Source organism: Streptomyces sp. NPDC027185 (genome assembly GCF_055567035.1).
Map to the genome: position 1 here is coordinate 588284 of NZ_JBVHRF010000001.1, position 15066 is coordinate 603349.

Here is a 15066-nt window from a genome sequence, read left to right on the forward strand (position 1 = left end):
GGGCCGTTCCGGGGCGGGCCGTTCCGGGGCGGGCCGTTCCGGGGCGGGCCGTTCCGGGGCGGGCCGTTCCGGGGCGGGCCGTTCCGGGGCGGGCCGTTCCGGGGCGGGCCGCCGCCCGCCCTCTCACTTCGCCAGATCCGGCGGCCGGGGCGCCGGGCCCGTACGGGGCAGGGCGTGGCGGGCGTCGCCGTTGTGCGGTTCCTCGGCGTCCGAGCCGCAGAGTTCGCCGGTCAGCTCGCGGACCAGTTCGGTCAGGTCGGTCGGCCGGTCCTCGGTCCACCAGTCGCCGAGCATCCGGGCCAGCGACTCCTGCCGGGCCTCGGCCAGCCGCTCCGCGACCACCCGCCCGGTGTCGGTGAGCCGCAGGTCCAGGCCCTCACGGACGGCGAGACCGCGCTCTTCGACCTGTCGGGTGGCCTCGGAGATCACCCCGAGCGGCACGGTGGTGCGGTCGGCGAGCAGCGCCGGTTCCACCGAGCCGTGGTGCCGGATCCGCAGCAGCATCCAGCTGGCCGCCGGTTTCAGATCGAGCCCCGCCCGCTCGGTGATCTTCTCGTAGACCCGTTTACGGCCCTCCAGGCTGCCGAGGCGGGAGAGCGCGCGGGCGCACTCCTCGTACGAGGAGCGTTCGACGGGGTTGGAGGACAGCACCTCGGTGGTGTCCGGCGCGGTCACACTGGAACGCAGCGGTTCCTCCTTCAGGAACCACGCGAGGACGAACGCGACGAGGACGACGGGCACCGCGTAGAGGAAGACGTCGGTGATCGAGGTGGAGTAGGCGTCGAGCACGCCGGAGCGCAGGGCGGGCGGCAGCTGACCGGCGACGCGCGGGTCCTGGGCGATGACGGACGGGGTGATGCCCGGGGGCAGCGGGCGGCCCGCGACGGCGTCGGCGATGCGCGGGCCCAGCTTGTTCGCGAAGATCGTGCCGAAGATGGAGACGCCGAACGACGCGCCGATGGAGCGGAAGAAGGTCGCGCCGGAGGTGGCGACACCCAGGTCCCGGTAGTCGACGGCGTTCTGCACGATGAGCACCAGCACCTGCATGACCAGGCCCAGTCCGAAGCCGAAGACGAAGAAGTACAGGCTCATCACCGCGACGCCGCTGGCCGGTCCGAGTTGGTGCAGCAGGAGCAGCCCGAGCGCGGTGACGGCGGTCCCGGCCAGCGGGAAGACCTTGTAGCGGCCGGTGCGGCTGACGATCTGCCCGGACGCGGTCGACGACAGCAGCATGCCGAGGACCATCGGCAGCATGTGCACACCGGACATGGTCGGTGTGACACCTTGCACGACCTGGAGGAAGGTCGGCAGGTACGTCATCGAGCCGAACATCGCGAAGCCGATGACGAAGCCGATGACGGCGGTCAGCGCGAAGGTCCGCATCCGGAACAGGCGCAGCGGCAGCACCGGTTCGGCGGCCCGCCGCTCCACCGCGACGAATGCGGCCAGCAGCACCAGCCCGAGGACGCCGAGCCCGATGATCTGCCACGAGCCCCAGGGGTAGGTGACGCCGCCGAGCGAGGTCATCAGCACGAAGCAGGCGGCGACCGCGGCGATCAGGGCGGTGCCCTGGTAGTCGATGCGGTGCTTGGTCCGGCGGACCGGGATGTGCAGTACGGCGGCGATGACCGCCAGCGCGATCGCACCGACCGGCACATTGATGTAGAAGACCCAGCGCCAGCTGAGATGGTCCACGAACACCCCGCCGAGCAGCGGCCCGAGCACACTGGTGGCGCCGAACACCGCCCCGAAGAGCCCCTGGTACTTCCCGCGTTCCCGGGGCGGTACGAGGTCCCCGACGATCGCCATGGACAGCACGATCAACCCGCCGCCGCCCAGGCCCTGGAGCGCCCGGAAACCGATCAACTCTCCCATGTTCCGGGCGAGCCCGCAGAGTACCGAGCCGATCAGGAAGATCACGATGGCGGTCTGGAAGAGCTTCTTGCGGCCGTACTGGTCACCGAGCTTGCCCCACAGCGGGGTCGCCGCCGTCGACGCCAGGAGGTAGGCGGTGACGACCCAGGAGAGATGGTCGAGCCCGCCGAGGTCGCTGACGATCGTGGGCAGCGCGGTGGCGACGATGGTCTGGTCGAGTGCGGCGATCAGCATGCCGAGCAGCAGTGCGCCGATCGCGACGAGGACCGTCCGCCGGTCCCCGGTCCCGGCGGGCCCCGCCGGTGCCGCGGTGTCCTGCGCCATGAGCGTCTTCCCCTCTTCCGCCTTCCGGACCCCCGGTTGCCGGGAGCCCGGCGGCCGCCCGCCACCGGGCTCCCGGCCCGGGACTTCCGGCGTTCCGGGGCCGTACGGTCCGCGGCGTTCCGGTCCGTACGGTCTCCCGGCCGGTCCGGCCCGTCCGGTGCGCGGGCGCCGTGTCCGGCGCGCGGTCACGTCACCGGGTACGGCCGTCCGCCGCGGTCGGCCACTCCCTCCATCCTCGGGGCGATGGCCGGATCCGGCCCGCCGAGCGCGGGGACGCCGCCGCTGCGGTGCGCTGCCGGGAGACGGCCCGCGGGCGCGGCGTCCGGACGATGCGCCCCCGCGCACCACCCCGCCGCGCCGTGCGCCGGGCCCGCCCCGTGCGGCCACCCGGCCGCCTTGTGCCGTACGCCCACCGGATGTGCCGGAGTACCTGCGCGCGCCGGGGCGGCGCTGCATAATCGCAGCGGCCGAACGCCCGCGTCGCCACCGCGGGCCGGGGCACGTCCGCGCGGCTCCGCCGTACGCCCGGAGGCGGGGGCGGCGGACCGCTTCCGCCGGCCACCGCGCACACGTCGGGTTTCCGGGCACCGCGGGAGGAACCGCTGTGACGTCTGCGAGGTGCCCGTACTGCCTGGCGCCGGAGAGCGGCGGCGGCCGCCCCGCCTGCCTCTGCGCCGTCTCCGCCCCCGACGACTTCGCCCCCTTCCGCTTACGCCCGTACGTGACGCTCCCCGAACCGGAGGACCCCGGCCCGGCGCACCCGCCGACCGCACCGGGGCCCGCACCCGATGGCCCGCCGGTCGGCCCGGAGTACGCGTCCGCCGTCCCGCCCGTCGGTCCGGGGTACGCATCGGCCGTCCCGCCGGTCGGCCCCGCGTACACGTCCGCCGTCCCGCCCACCGGCCCCGCGTACGCACCTGCCGCACCGCCCATGGGCGCGGTGTACGCGTCCGCCGTCCCCTCGGCCGGCCCGGAGTACGCGTCGGCCGCCTCGTCCTCGTCCGCGGGGGCGGTGTACGTGTCCGGTGGGCCGCCGGCGCCGGGCGGCGGCGCGCGTCGGCGGCCTGCGCCGCGGGTCCCGGCCCAGGGGCCGGCGCCTGCCGCCCCGCCGGGGAGCGGGGGCGGGCCGTCCGCCGTCGCACCGGCCCCGGGCGACCCCGCGTGGCGGCCCGGCCCGGACGTCCCGGCCGGGGGCGCGCCGCCCGCCGGGGTTCCGCCGCGCCTCACCCCGCCGCGGGAAGGGCGCCCGCCGTCCGGCGGGGGCCGCCCCCTCACGCCCTTGCCCGACCTGCGGGGGCTGCGAGGTGTCCGGCCGGTGGCGCGGGCCGGGGCGGGGCGCCGGGGGCGGCCGGGGATCGCGGGGCCGACCTCGCGGACGGTGTGGTGTCCGGACCCCGCCGACGAGATCCGTACGCCTTCCGGCGGGCGTCCGGGGAAGCGTGCCGTGCCCGCCGTGCTGGCGGTGGCCGGGACCGCGGTGGCCGTGACCGCCGGGCTGCTCGGGGGCGACCCGCTCGCCGACCGGCGCGAGGACCGCGCCGCGCCGCCCTCCGGCGGTACGGTGCCGACCGCGGGGGACACCGTTCCCGCCGACGACCGTGTCCCGGCGGCCGCGCTGCCCCCGTCCCGCTCCGCCACCCGTGCCGCCTCCCCGGGCCCCGCCCCGGACGCGGCCGCCTCCGCCCCCGGCACCTGGCGCCCGCGCCCACCGGCCCGCACCACCACCGCCCCGCCGGCCCTCCGCGAGGGCGCCACCGGCCGCCGGGTCACCGAACTCCAGCTCCGCCTCCGCGAGTTGGGCCTCTACACCGCCCCCGTGGACGGCCGCTACGGCCCGGCCGTCCGGGACGCGGTGACCCGCTACCAGACCCACTACGCCGTCCCGGACGACCCCCGCGGTGTCTACGGCCCCGCCACCCGCGCCTCCCTGGAGTCCCGCACGTACGGGTCGTAGGGACCGCATCGCGAGGGCGGACCGCCCGGACACCGGAAGCGGACCTGCGGAGGAACGGGGACACCGTCGCGTCCGGCGCGACGTGGCGGGGCCCGGGATCACGCGGAACCCGCCCGCGCCCCGACAGGCTCCGCACCGCCGCCCCGAGCGCACCCCGAAGCCGTGACATCAGGCACACCCGGGCCGTCCGGCGCCCGGCCGCGGCGGGGACTCGCGAGCGGCGGCCAGACGCCCTCGGCACACCGCTGACCAGGCACGGAAGGCCGCGGGGCGCCGCCGGACCGGACCGCGGCGGGAGGCGGCGGGCCGCGCGCCGCCGGGTGTGCACGCGCCGTTCACGCGCGGGTCCGCGAACGTTCGGCGGGGGCCGGTTGTCCGCACCCCGACACGCTTTGTATCGTGTAGGAACAAAGTGGTTCCGCCCGCACTCCCTGACCGGCGGGCGGAGCCGCTTGACCTCTCCCCCGCGGCACCGGGCGCGCAGCGGCCCCGCCCTCCTGACGGCGCCCCGCCCCTTCGTAGCGCCCAGGAGTCCGCCGATGCCGGCCACCACCACGCTCACCACCCGCGCCCTGCTGCTGGACATGGACAGCACCCTGGTCAACTCCGAGGCCGTGGTCGAGCGCTGCTGGCTGCGCTGGGCCGAGGAGCGGGGGCTCGACGCCGCGGAGGTCCTGCGGGTGGTGCACGGCCGGCAGGGCTGGGCCACCATGGCCGCCCTCCTCCCGGACCGCCCCATGGCGGAGAACCTCGCCGACAACCGGCGGATGCTGGCGCGGGAGACCGCCGACACCGACGGTGTGGTGCCGGTCCCCGGCGCGCCCGCCTTCATGGCCGCCCTCGCCGGACTGCCGCACGCCCTGGTGACCTCCGCGGACCGCGCACTGTCCGACGTCCGGATGGCCGCCGCCGGGCTGCCGATGCCCGCGGTACGGATCACCGCGGAGAGTGTGGGCGCCAGCAAGCCCGACCCCGAGGGCTTCCTCAAGGGCGCCGCGGAGCTGGGCTTCGCGCCCGGGGAGTGCGTGGTCTTCGAGGACTCCGAGGCGGGCATCGAGGCGGGCCGGGCGGCCGGTATGCGGGTCGTCGGCGTCGGCGACCGGGCGGCGGCCTTCGCGCCGACCGCCCACGTCAGGGACCTGACCGGCATCCGTATCGAGGCGCTGCCCGACGGCCGGATCGCCCTGCACCTGCCCACCGGGGACCCGGCCGGGGCGTGACGGCCACCCGGCGCGCGGCCCCCGGCCGCGCGCCCCGGCCGTACCGGGTGGTGCCGTTCCCGGCCGCCACCCGCTCGCGGCTCAGCCGGTGATCGCCTCGTAGAGGCTGAACCCGGCCAGCAGTAGCATCACGACCGCCGCCACCTTGGTGATCAGCTTCAGCGGGACGCGCTTCATCAGCGTGCGGCCGCCCAGGATGCCCAGGCCCGCGACGGCCCACAGGCCCAGGACGGCGCCGACACCGACGGAGACCGGGTCGTCGTAGCGCGCCGCGAGGTTGGCGGTCATGATCTGCGTGAGGTCGCCGAACTCCGCGACCAGGATCATCATGAAGCCCGCCCCGGAGACCTTCCAGAAGCTCTGGTCGGCGGGCTTCTTCACGTCTTCCTCGTCGTCGTCCTTCTTGAAGAGCAGCACGGCGGCGCCCGCCAGGAAGAGCACCCCGACCACGCCCTGGACGAGGCGGTGCGGCAGCAGCGTCAGCACGCTGCCCGCCGCGATGGCCAGCGCCACATGGACGAGGAACGCCGCGGCGACGCCGACGAAGACGTACGAGGCGCGGTAGCGGGTGCCGAGCATGAGACCGGCCAGTGCGGTCTTGTCGGGCAGCTCGGCGAGGAAGATGACGCCGAAGACGACGGCGGCGACGGTAAGGCTGAACACGGGGCGGGATACCTCGTTCGGTCGGGCCGCGCCGAGGGGCCCGTATCCGGGGTCGCTTCGGCACGGCAGCGTCAGGACACTGCGGCCGAAGGTCTCGCTGGCCCGCGTACGCCGCTGACCGGCGCTCGCGTGCCTCCGGGCGCCGGCCCGCCACGAGGGCGGGCAGTATGTCGACGGTCCGGCGAAGAGCTACTCCCCTTCTGCTCCGGCAAGGGTACGCGGTACCCCCGCCGCCGCGCGAACGGTCCCGCGGGCACCCCGCCCCGCCGCACCGCGCCGCCACCGGGGTGAACGGCCGCGCCCCGTCCGCCCGGACGCGCCGGGGACCTCCGGACGGGCCCCCCGCGGACCGCCGGGCGACGTGACCGATGCCACGCCCCGGCGCCCGTCCGTACCCCATGCCGAACATCCGCCCGAGGACCCCCGGCGTTCACACAGACGCCTACGCAGCCCGGTGGCGGCACGCGCCCGCTCCGGGCGCACGGGCCCCACCGGCGCGGCGGCACCCACCGGAGCCCGGGGCCGCTCCGGGAGCGTCTCCGGACGGCCGCCGTGCGCTTCCACGGCGGGGGCGCGTGCGCGGGAGCGCCCAACCTCCGTGCTCCGACACGAACATGGCGCCGCGTCAAGCCCTTGAACTGACGTGAGCATGTCGCCACTCTGTTACCTGGTGCCCGTCCGCCGGCCTTCCCGGTCCGCTGTCATGGGCCCACCCAGCTTCCAACTTCCCCCCACGTCAAGGGAGTTACGATGCCCAAGGTCTACGCGCGTCGCCTCACGGTCGCCGCGGGCTCGGCCCTCGCGCTCATCGGCACGGTGGCGCTGACCGGCACCACCGCCGAGGCGGCGCCGCCGAGCCCGCCGAGCGCGGCCACCGCCCGCACCTACCTCGCCGAGATCAAGGAGCAGCCCGAGGGCTCGTCCGACGGCTACAGCCGCGACAAGTTCCCGCACTGGATCACCCAGGAGGGCGCCTGCAACACCCGCGAGGTGGTGCTCAAGCGCGACGGCACCGACGTCAAGACGGACGACAAGTGCGCGGCGGTGAGCGGTACCTGGGTCTCGCCGTACGACGACGCCAAGTGGACGCAGTCGTCGGACCTGGACATCGACCACGTCGTCCCGCTCTCCGAGGCGTGGAAGTCGGGCGCCTCGGCGTGGACGACGGCGCACCGCCAGGAGTTCGCCAACGACCTGACCCACTCCCAGCTCGTCGCCGTCACCGACAACCTCAACCAGGCCAAGGGCGACAAGGACCCGGCGGAGTGGCTGCCGCCGAAGACCTCGTACCAGTGCGAGTACGCGCGGATGTGGATCTGGGTGAAGCACGTGTACGAGCTGACGGCGGACTCGGCGGAGAAGGCCACGCTGACCAAGCTCCTCGACGGCTGCTGATCCCGCGGCGCGGACACGCCCCGCCGGGCGGTCCGGGCGCCTCTCGCACCCCGCCCGCCTTCCGGAGCCTCTCCGGGGGGCGGGCTTCCGCGTGTCCGGAATCCGGCCGTGCGGGTCCCGTCCGGCGCGGCGCGCACGGACATACGGGGCACTCGTGGGCACACGGCGCCCGAGGGCCGAGGGGTGCGCGGATTTCGCGCCGTCCGGACCGTTGAGCGCGGCCGGCCCCGGGCGCATGATTGGTTCAGACCAATCAACTCCGGCACGGCACATCACGGGTTAGAGCTTGAACTTGCAAGCAGTATTAGGCATCCCTAACCTATGCCTCCATCGGTTACCCGTCCCCTCCGAAACCGTAGGAGTCCCCACATGTCCGCTCCGCTCGATCCGCCCACCACCCGCCATACCGGCGCCGACGCCGCATCCGCGCCGCTGACCGCGCGGTACACCCCGCACGTCCTCGCGCTCTTCCGGATCGTCATCGGCCTGCTCTTCGCCTGCCACGGAGCGTCCTCGCTCTTCGGGGTGCTCGGCGGCGCGATGGGCACCGGCTCGACCGTCCCGGCGGGCTCCTGGCCCGGCTGGTACGCCGCCGCGATCCAGCTCGCCGGCGGACTGCTGGTCCTGCTGGGGCTCGGCACCCGCGCCGCCGCGCTCATCAGCTCCGGCTCGATGGCGTACGCGTACTTCTCCGTCCACCAGGGCGACGCGCTGTGGCCGATACAGAACGGCGGCGAACTGTCCGCGTTGTTCTGCTGGACGTTCCTGCTGATCCTCTTCCTCGGCCCCGGCGCCTGGTCCCTCGACCGGCTGCTGTTCGGCAACCGCGGCGGCGCGGCGGAGGCGGACCCGGCGGACGCCCCGGGGGCGACCGTCTGAACCCGCGCTCCGCACGGCGGGCGTACGGGCCGACCGCTCACGGTCCGTACGCCACCGGCCCGCACGGCGCTTCCCGGGCGCACCGCTCGCCCCCGGGAGGCGCCGTTCCGCGTTCCGGGCGCACCGGGCCGGAACACCCGGGGGAACGTGAAACGAACAACATCTGTCCCCCTGGGACAAAAGCCGCCACTTCCCAGGCGTACGCTGTATGGCTGTAGAGCCGCCCCTGCCGCCCCATGCGACGTCGCGGCGGGGTTCGGACCGGGAGTGGCACGTTGTTGGAAAGCCTGGGGCCCGTCAGTGGCACCCCATGGGTGTACGCGCTGGTCAGCCTCTCGATCGTGCTCGATGTCTTCGTACCGTTCCTGCCCAGCGGGGTGCTGGTGATCGCCGCGGCGACCGCGGCGGCGGGCACCCGGACCGCGGCGGGAGCGGTCGGCGCCACCGTGAACGGCGGCGCGCATCTGCCGGAACTGTTCGCGCTGGTGCTGTGCGCCGCGACCGCGTCCGTCCTCGGCGACCTGGCCGCCTACCGGCTCGCCTGGCGCGGCGGCAAGCGTTTCGACCGCGCGATCGGCCGCTCCCGGCGGCTGACCGCCGCCCAGCAACGGCTGGGCACCGCCCTCACCCGGGGCGGCGGCGCCATCGTCGTCCTGGCCCGCTTCGCACCCGCCGGACGGTCGGTGGTCAGCCTCGGCGCCGGGGTGGCGCACCGTACGGTCCGCGAGTTCCTGCCGTGGTCCGCGCTGGCGGGGCTGGCCTGGGCCGGGTACAGCGTCAGCCTCGGCTACTTCGGCGGGCAGTGGCTGGGCGCCTCCTGGATGAGCACGGTGCTCTCCTTCTGCGCCCTCGTCCTCGCCGGATCGGCGGCGGCGTTCTGGATGCGCCGCCCGGAGCGGCGCGCCTCGGCCTGACCGCCACCGGGCACACGCCCCGTCACGCCCGCGGCTCCCCCGTGGCGACCCTGGCCTGACCGGGGACGACGGCGATCGGGCAGAGGGCGTGCAGCAGCACCGCGTGCGCCACCGAGCCGAGCCGCCGGCCGAGCGGCAGCCGGCGGCGGTGGCGGGCGACGACCACCAGGTCGCTCTCCAGCGAGGCGTCCACCAGCATCCCCGCCGCGTCGGCGCCCCGCAGCTCCGTCTCCACCTCGACCTCCGGGTGGTGCCTGCGGTACGGGTCGAGGACCTTCGCCAGCTCGGCGGCGAGCGCGTCCTCGTACTCCTGCTGGGTGGCCTCGTAGGCGGCGAGGTATTCGAAGGCGGGCGGCATCAGGAGCGGCCAGGTGTAGCCGGAGAGGACCCTCAGGCGGGCGCCGCGGCGGCTCGCCTCGGCGAACGCGAAGCCGATGGCGCCGGGCTCGTCCTCCTCCGCGTCCACGCCGAGGGCGATCTGCGGGCCGCCGAGCCCGAGCCGTTCGCCCTCCGCGCGGCGTCCGCCGCCGCGGTCGGGACGGGGCACGATGACGACTGGGCAGGCCGCCTGACCTGCGGCGGCGAGGCCGTTCGAGCCGAGGAGCAGGCTGGCGAAGCCGCCGCGCCCGCGCGAGCCGAGGACCAGCAGCCGCGCCTCGGCGCCCAGCGCGGGCAGGACCCCGTCGGGCAGTCCGCCGAGGCTGCGGAACACCGGCTCGGCCTCCCCTTCGGCGGCCTCCCACTCCTCACGCAGCCGGGCCAGGACGGGGTCGCCGCCCGCCGCCCCGGCGGCGGCCCGTTCCTCGGTGGCGTACGGCCAGACGTGGACGAGGTGCAGCGGCGCCGCCTGCGCCCGCGCCGCCTCCCGGCCCCAGCGCAGCGCCCGTTCGCTGTCGGGGGATCCGTCCACCGCGACGATGACCGGAAGGTTGCCGTCCATGCGTGACTCCTTGGCTCTGTGGGGTGCTCCCGCGGGCGGGGGCCGGTGGCGCCGGGCGCGTCCGGTACGGCGCCGGGGCCGGCACCGCGCGCCCCGGGGAGACCGGAGCCCCCGGGGCACCGCCCGTACGGAAAAGCCCGCCCTGTGACGGTGGGACACCTTCCGCGCCTTTCATGCCGTTATCGCTGTTCTCATCCTGCCCCGGTGGCTGCCGCGCGGCACGGGACGAAGGTCCCGCGCCGGGGGCGGCGACCCGGGCACGGGACCGGTGCGGCCCCCCCGGCACCGGGTAGAGTCGGCCGTCGCCATCCCGCCGCTCCGCCCCGTCCGCCGCGCCCCGCGCGCCACGGGGCGGCCCGGCGCCCCGGGCGGAGCCCCGCCCCGCGGCGGCCGGCCGGGGTTCCGCACCATCACACGAGGCACATTCAGGTGAACGCACCGCCGGTCGTCGCATGGACCGAGGCCGACGAGGCCCGTACCGCCGCATGGCGCTCCGAGAGCGGTGCGCCGCCCCCGAAGCGGATCGCGGTCGCGGACGACCGGATGAAGGCCGACGCCGCCTACAAGCTGGCCTGCGAGGGGACCGCGCTGCTGTGGCGCGGCGACTTCCACAACGCGCGGCAGCTGCTGACCGCGCTGGCCCGCCGCATCGACCGCCGCCCCCGCAAGGCGCCGCCCGCCGATCCGGCGCTCGCCTTCCACCGGCACCGCGCGGCCCAGAACCAACGCGCCCGCATCCTGGGCATGCTGCTCGTCCCCCTCGACGCGGAGCTGGCGGTGCCGCTGCCGCGCGCCCCCGACGTACGCGCCGCGTGCGCCCAGGCGTACGGCCCGCCGTCCCCGGGGGCAGCGCCCTCCGACGCCGCCTCGGTCGTCTCCCTGCGCGAACTCCTCGGCCTCATCGGCGCGTACGAGTGGCGTCGCAAGGGCGTCGGGATCCCCGCGCTGGGCGGGGACCGCGTCCATCCGCACTACGGCGTCTTCTCGCCCGTCCGGGGCGAGTACGTGGACCTGGTGGCCGAGGCGCCGCTGCCCTCCTCGGAGCTGGCCTTCGACATCGGCACCGGAACGGGCGTCCTCGCCGCGGTCCTCGCCCGGCGGGGCGTCCGCCGGATCGTCGCCACCGACCAGGACCCGCGCGCACTCGCCTGCGCCCGGGAGAACACCGAACGGCTGGGCGTCGCGGACCGGGTCGAGATCATCGAGGCCGATCTCTTCCCGGAGGGGCGCGCCCCCCTGGTGGTCTGCAACCCGCCGTGGGTCCCCGCCAAACCGGCCACGCCGGTGGAGTACGCCGTGTACGACCCCGGCAGCCGGATGCTGCGCGGCTTCCTGAACGGCCTGGCGGATCACCTGACCCCGGCGGGCGAGGGCTGGCTGATCCTCTCCGACCTGGCCGAACACCTGGGCCTGCGGCCCCGCGCGGAGCTGCTGGACGCCTTCGCGGCGGCCGGCCTGACCGTCGCCGGACGCCACGACATCGCCCCGCGCCACCCGCGCGCCCGCGACACCGCCGACCCGCTGCACGCGGCGCGGGCGGCGGAGGTCACGTCGCTGTGGCGGCTGCGGGCCGGGACGCCCGGGGGCTGACGGCCGGGGGCGGCCCCCGGCGGATGCCCGGACGGATCTCAGCGGGCTGCCGCCCGGCAGGGGCACGGTCCGGGACGGCTTCCGGCGCCGCCGTCACCCGCGGTGCCCCTTCCGTTCTCCTCACGTACGGCACCGGCGCCGCCCCGCACGCGGCGGCTCCCCCGGGAAGCGGGATGCGGCGGGCCGCGCCCCGCAATCCGGTCGCGCCCCGCCCCTCAGGCACCATGGACCCACCATGGATCCGCAGCTTCTTCTGACGCGTGCCCGCCGGCTCGCCGCCACCGCGACACCCGGGCGGCGCCGTCTGCTCGGCATCGCGGGCCCGCCCGGCGCCGGGAAGTCGACGCTCGCCGCCCACCTGGTGGACCGGCTCGCCGGACGGGCGGCGCTGGTCCCCATGGACGGCTTCCACCTCGCCACCGCCGAACTGCGCCGCCTGGACCGGCTCGGCCGCAAGGGCGCCCCGGACACCTTCGACCCGGACGGCTACACCGCCCTGCTGACGCGGTTGCGCCACCCCGTGCCCGGATCCGTCGTGTACGCCCCGGAGTTCGACCGCCGTATCGAGGACCCCGTCGCCGGCGCCCTGCCCGTCCCGCCCGAGGTCCCGCTCGTCATCACCGAGGGCAACTACCTCCTCCTGGACACACCCGCGTGGCGAAGCGCCCGCGCCCTGCTGGACGAGGTCTGGTACGTCGACCTGCCCGGCGCGGAGCGGGTACGGCGCCTGATCGCGCGTCACGAACGGTTCGGCACCGCGCGCGAGGCGGCGGAGCGGTTCGTCCGCACCTCCGACGAGGCCAACGCCCGGCTGGTCGCCGCCACCCGGGAACACGCCGATCTCGTCGTGACCTTCCGGCCCGACGCGGCGCCCCGGCCCCCTGACGCCAACTGACCGGAACGGCCCGTCCCAGCACCCCGCGCGGACCACGGCCCCCGGCACTCACCGCGCGCCCCGGACGTTGCCCCCAAGGGGCCGCACCCCACCTCACCTCGTACGACACGACACGGCTCACAGGACGGACGGAGCATGACCCAGGGCATCACCGCATGGAGCGAGGTCGAGAACGGCACGGTGCCGATCGACGACGGCGAGCTGTTCTACGAAGCCGCCGGCACCGGCCCCGCCGTGGTCCTGCTGCACGGCGCGCTCCTCGATCAGCGCATGTGGGACGAGCAATTCGTCTGGCTCGTCAACTCCGGCCTCCGCGTGATCCGGTACGACCTGCGGGGCCACGGCCTCTCCTCCACCGCCACCGGCGACTTCGCCCACCACGACGACCTGCGGGCCCTGCTCGACGCCCTCACCGTGGACCGCGCCGTCCTCGTCGGCCTCTCCCACGGCGCCCGGGTCGCCCTCGACGCGGCACTGACCCACCCCGACCGCGTCACGGCGCTCGCCCTCGCCTCACCCGGCATCAGCGGACGCCCCTTCACCGACCCGTTCCTCCTCACCCACCTGCGGGAACAGGCCGCCGCGAGCAGCGAGGAGGACGGCATCGAACGGTACGTCGAGCACTTCCTGCGCGCCTGGGTGGACGGCCCGCACCGGCCCCCCGAGGCCGTCCACCCCGGACTGCGCGAACGGCTGCGCGCCGCCGCCGAGGCCAACATCGAGGTCCACGCCGAGGGGACGGGCACACCCCAGGAGGCGGGCGCCGCCGACCGCCTCACCGAACTCCGCCTCCCCACCCTCGTCCTCGACGGCGACCTCGACTCCCACGACATCTCCGCCAACGCCCACACCCTCGCCCTGACCGTCCCCGGCGCCCACCGCATCCGCGTCCCCGCCGCCGGCCACATGATCAACCTGGAGAACACCCCCCACTTCGACCACGCCCTCCACGGCTTCCTGTCGTCCCTGACGTACTGAGACGCGCTCGGGACGCCGACCGCCCAGGGCCGGCCGGCGTCCCGGGGCTGGTGAGTGCGGTGCGCGCGGGCGCCCTCCAGCCAGGCGGCGGACCCGACGGTACGGGGGCGGGGCCGAGGCCCGGCCGGGGCCGCCGGGCAGGGCCCGGACAACTCAAAAGCCCCGGGCACCTCCCCCCTTGCAGAGGGAAAGGCACCCGGGGCCGAGCCCGGAGGAGAGGCAGAGCAGCCGCCGCGCTTCAGGTCGCCTGACCGGCCGCCGCTCCCGTCTCCCGGTCCGGGCCCCAGCGGGCGAGCGCGGCGGCGAGGTCCAGCGGGCGGATCCGGCCCGGTTCGTCCGGACCCGGCCAGTCCTCGCGGGGCACCCGCCACATGATCTCGAACTCGTTGCCGTCCGGGTCCTCGGCGTACAGCGACTTCGACACCAGGTGATCGCTCTCACCGACCAGTGCACCCCGCGCGGCCAGCGCCTTCCGGGCCGCGACCAGCTCCCCGAGCGTGCCGACCTCCCAGGCCAGGTGGTACAGCCCCACCCGCCCGGTACCGGGCCCCGGCGCGTCCTCCCCCACGGCGAACAGCCCCAGATCGTGATCGTTCAGGGACCCGGCCGCCCGGAGGAACGCCGCCCGACCGGGCACCTCGTCCACCGGCACGAGCCCCAGCGCCTCCCCGTAGAACGCCACGGACGCCGCGACGTCCCGTACATACAGCACCGCGTGATTCAACCTACGCACCGGCACCGGACCCACCTGCCTCTCCGCACCCGCGACGAACGACGACGTCAGCGACGCACCGGACGCCCCATTCACACCGGACGCGTTACGCACCGGCCGTCAGCTACACCTCGGCCGTCAGTTACGCACCAGCAGCACGATCCCGGCGAGCACCACACCCAGGAGCAGGGCGAGCGCGCCGTACCGCAGCCGGTGCGACCGCAGGACGGGCACCCAGCGGTCGAGGGCGTAGCGCCCGGGGCCGGTCAGCGCGAGGGCGGCGGCGCCCAGGGTCAGCAGCAACTCGTACTCGACACCCTTGGGCAGGAAGAACCCGCCGCCCCACTTGACGGCCAACGCGTTGATCATCGTGCCCACGACCGCCGCCGCGGCCAGCGGCGTGAACAGCCCGACAACCAGCCCGAGCCCGCCCAGCACCTCACTGAGCCCGGCCACCACGGCCATGGCGTGCCCCGCCGGATACCCGCTCATCGCGAAGAACTGCCCGGTCCCGTCCAGCCCCGGCCCGTCGAACCAGCCGAACAACTTCTGCGCCCCGTGCGCCGCCATCGTCAACCCGATGGCCAACCGCAGCACCAGCAGCCCGACGGCATAACCATGCGGTGACGCATCGGAATGTTCCGGCGCACCGGCGCGCGCGGCAGGGACGTTACCAAGGGGGGTGGTCATGGCAATCCGCTCTTTCGGACGGGAACACGGACACTTA

13 protein-coding genes are annotated in these 15066 nt (G+C 75.6%); 8 read left to right on the forward strand and 5 right to left on the reverse strand.

The window, feature by feature from the left end; translation table 11 throughout:
- Nucleotides 1-123: 123 nt before the first annotated feature.
- Nucleotides 124-2199: a DHA2 family efflux MFS transporter permease subunit gene (locus ACZ4M8_RS02480; RefSeq protein ID WP_467602713.1), complete on the reverse strand. Its 2076-nt coding sequence runs from the start codon at nucleotides 2197-2199 to the stop codon at nucleotides 124-126.
- 1444 nt (nucleotides 2200-3643) lie between these two features.
- Between ACZ4M8_RS02480 and ACZ4M8_RS02485 the strand changes: the two genes are divergently transcribed.
- Entirely contained in the window at nucleotides 3644-4153 is a 510-nt protein-coding gene (locus ACZ4M8_RS02485; protein ID WP_467602714.1) for a peptidoglycan-binding domain-containing protein, read from the forward strand.
- A gap of 539 nt (nucleotides 4154-4692) precedes the next feature.
- Nucleotides 4693-5373: an HAD-IA family hydrolase gene (locus ACZ4M8_RS02490; protein WP_467602716.1), complete on the forward strand. Its 681-nt coding sequence runs from the start codon at nucleotides 4693-4695 to the stop codon at nucleotides 5371-5373.
- An 81-nt stretch (nucleotides 5374-5454) separates the two neighbouring features.
- Here ACZ4M8_RS02490 and ACZ4M8_RS02495 read toward each other — a convergent pair whose 3' ends face one another.
- Nucleotides 5455-6036, reverse strand: a complete 582-nt coding sequence (locus ACZ4M8_RS02495; RefSeq protein WP_467602718.1) for a TMEM165/GDT1 family protein — start codon at nucleotides 6034-6036, stop codon at nucleotides 5455-5457.
- 750 nt (nucleotides 6037-6786) lie between these two features.
- Here ACZ4M8_RS02495 and ACZ4M8_RS02500 point away from each other — a divergent pair.
- From ACZ4M8_RS02500 to ACZ4M8_RS02510, 3 genes are all read left to right on the forward strand, one after another.
- Nucleotides 6787-7431: an HNH endonuclease family protein gene (locus ACZ4M8_RS02500; protein WP_467602720.1), complete on the forward strand. Its 645-nt coding sequence runs from the start codon at nucleotides 6787-6789 to the stop codon at nucleotides 7429-7431.
- Nucleotides 7432-7800: 369 nt separating this feature from the next.
- Nucleotides 7801-8310, forward strand: a complete 510-nt coding sequence (locus ACZ4M8_RS02505) for a DoxX family protein (protein WP_467602721.1) — start codon at nucleotides 7801-7803, stop codon at nucleotides 8308-8310.
- A 275-nt stretch (nucleotides 8311-8585) separates the two neighbouring features.
- Nucleotides 8586-9224, forward strand: a complete 639-nt coding sequence (locus ACZ4M8_RS02510) for a DedA family protein (protein WP_467602723.1) — start codon at nucleotides 8586-8588, stop codon at nucleotides 9222-9224.
- A 22-nt stretch (nucleotides 9225-9246) separates the two neighbouring features.
- Here the strand turns inward: ACZ4M8_RS02510 and ACZ4M8_RS02515 are convergent, their stop codons facing one another.
- Nucleotides 9247-10164, reverse strand: coding sequence for a universal stress protein (locus ACZ4M8_RS02515; RefSeq protein WP_467602724.1), 918 nt, complete (start codon nucleotides 10162-10164; stop codon nucleotides 9247-9249).
- Between the two features lie 429 nt (nucleotides 10165-10593).
- Here ACZ4M8_RS02515 and ACZ4M8_RS02520 point away from each other — a divergent pair, with 429 nt between their 5' ends.
- The 3 genes from ACZ4M8_RS02520 (at nucleotide 10594) to ACZ4M8_RS02530 (ending at nucleotide 13627) form a co-directional block, all read left to right on the forward strand.
- Entirely contained in the window at nucleotides 10594-11754 is a 1161-nt protein-coding gene (locus tag ACZ4M8_RS02520) for a methyltransferase (RefSeq protein ID WP_467602726.1), read from the forward strand.
- Between the two features lie 235 nt (nucleotides 11755-11989).
- On the forward strand, nucleotides 11990-12649 hold the full coding sequence (locus tag ACZ4M8_RS02525) for a nucleoside/nucleotide kinase family protein (RefSeq protein ID WP_467602728.1): 660 nt from the start codon (nucleotides 11990-11992) through the stop codon (nucleotides 12647-12649).
- A 135-nt stretch (nucleotides 12650-12784) separates the two neighbouring features.
- Entirely contained in the window at nucleotides 12785-13627 is an 843-nt protein-coding gene (locus ACZ4M8_RS02530) for an alpha/beta fold hydrolase (protein WP_467602730.1), read from the forward strand.
- Nucleotides 13628-13865: 238 nt separating this feature from the next.
- On the opposite strand, the gene ACZ4M8_RS02535 is transcribed toward ACZ4M8_RS02530, so the two are convergent.
- The gene (locus ACZ4M8_RS02535) at nucleotides 13866-14366 is read right to left on the reverse strand and encodes a VOC family protein (protein ID WP_467602731.1); all 501 of its coding nucleotides are present in this window, start codon (nucleotides 14364-14366) and stop codon (nucleotides 13866-13868) included.
- A gap of 111 nt (nucleotides 14367-14477) precedes the next feature.
- Entirely contained in the window at nucleotides 14478-15029 is a 552-nt protein-coding gene (locus tag ACZ4M8_RS02540) for a DoxX family protein (protein WP_467602733.1), read from the reverse strand.
- Between the last annotated feature and the right edge of the window lie 37 nt (nucleotides 15030-15066).

Bases quoted from the DNA above. Each gene is read 5' to 3' on its own strand.
- ACZ4M8_RS02480 (WP_467602713.1), bottom strand. From the start codon at position 2,199: ATGGCGCAGGACACCGCGGCACCGGCGGGGCCCGCCGGGACCGGGGAC.
- ACZ4M8_RS02490 (WP_467602716.1), top strand. From the start codon at position 4,693: ATGCCGGCCACCACCACGCTCACCACCCGCGCCCTGCTGCTGGACATG.
- ACZ4M8_RS02500 (WP_467602720.1), top strand. From the start codon at position 6,787: ATGCCCAAGGTCTACGCGCGTCGCCTCACGGTCGCCGCGGGCTCGGCC.
- ACZ4M8_RS02505 (WP_467602721.1), top strand. From the start codon at position 7,801: ATGTCCGCTCCGCTCGATCCGCCCACCACCCGCCATACCGGCGCCGAC.
- ACZ4M8_RS02515 (WP_467602724.1), bottom strand. From the start codon at position 10,164: ATGGACGGCAACCTTCCGGTCATCGTCGCGGTGGACGGATCCCCCGAC.
- ACZ4M8_RS02525 (WP_467602728.1), top strand. From the start codon at position 11,990: ATGGATCCGCAGCTTCTTCTGACGCGTGCCCGCCGGCTCGCCGCCACC.
- ACZ4M8_RS02530 (WP_467602730.1), top strand. From the start codon at position 12,785: ATGACCCAGGGCATCACCGCATGGAGCGAGGTCGAGAACGGCACGGTG.
- ACZ4M8_RS02540 (WP_467602733.1), bottom strand. From the start codon at position 15,029: ATGACCACCCCCCTTGGTAACGTCCCTGCCGCGCGCGCCGGTGCGCCG.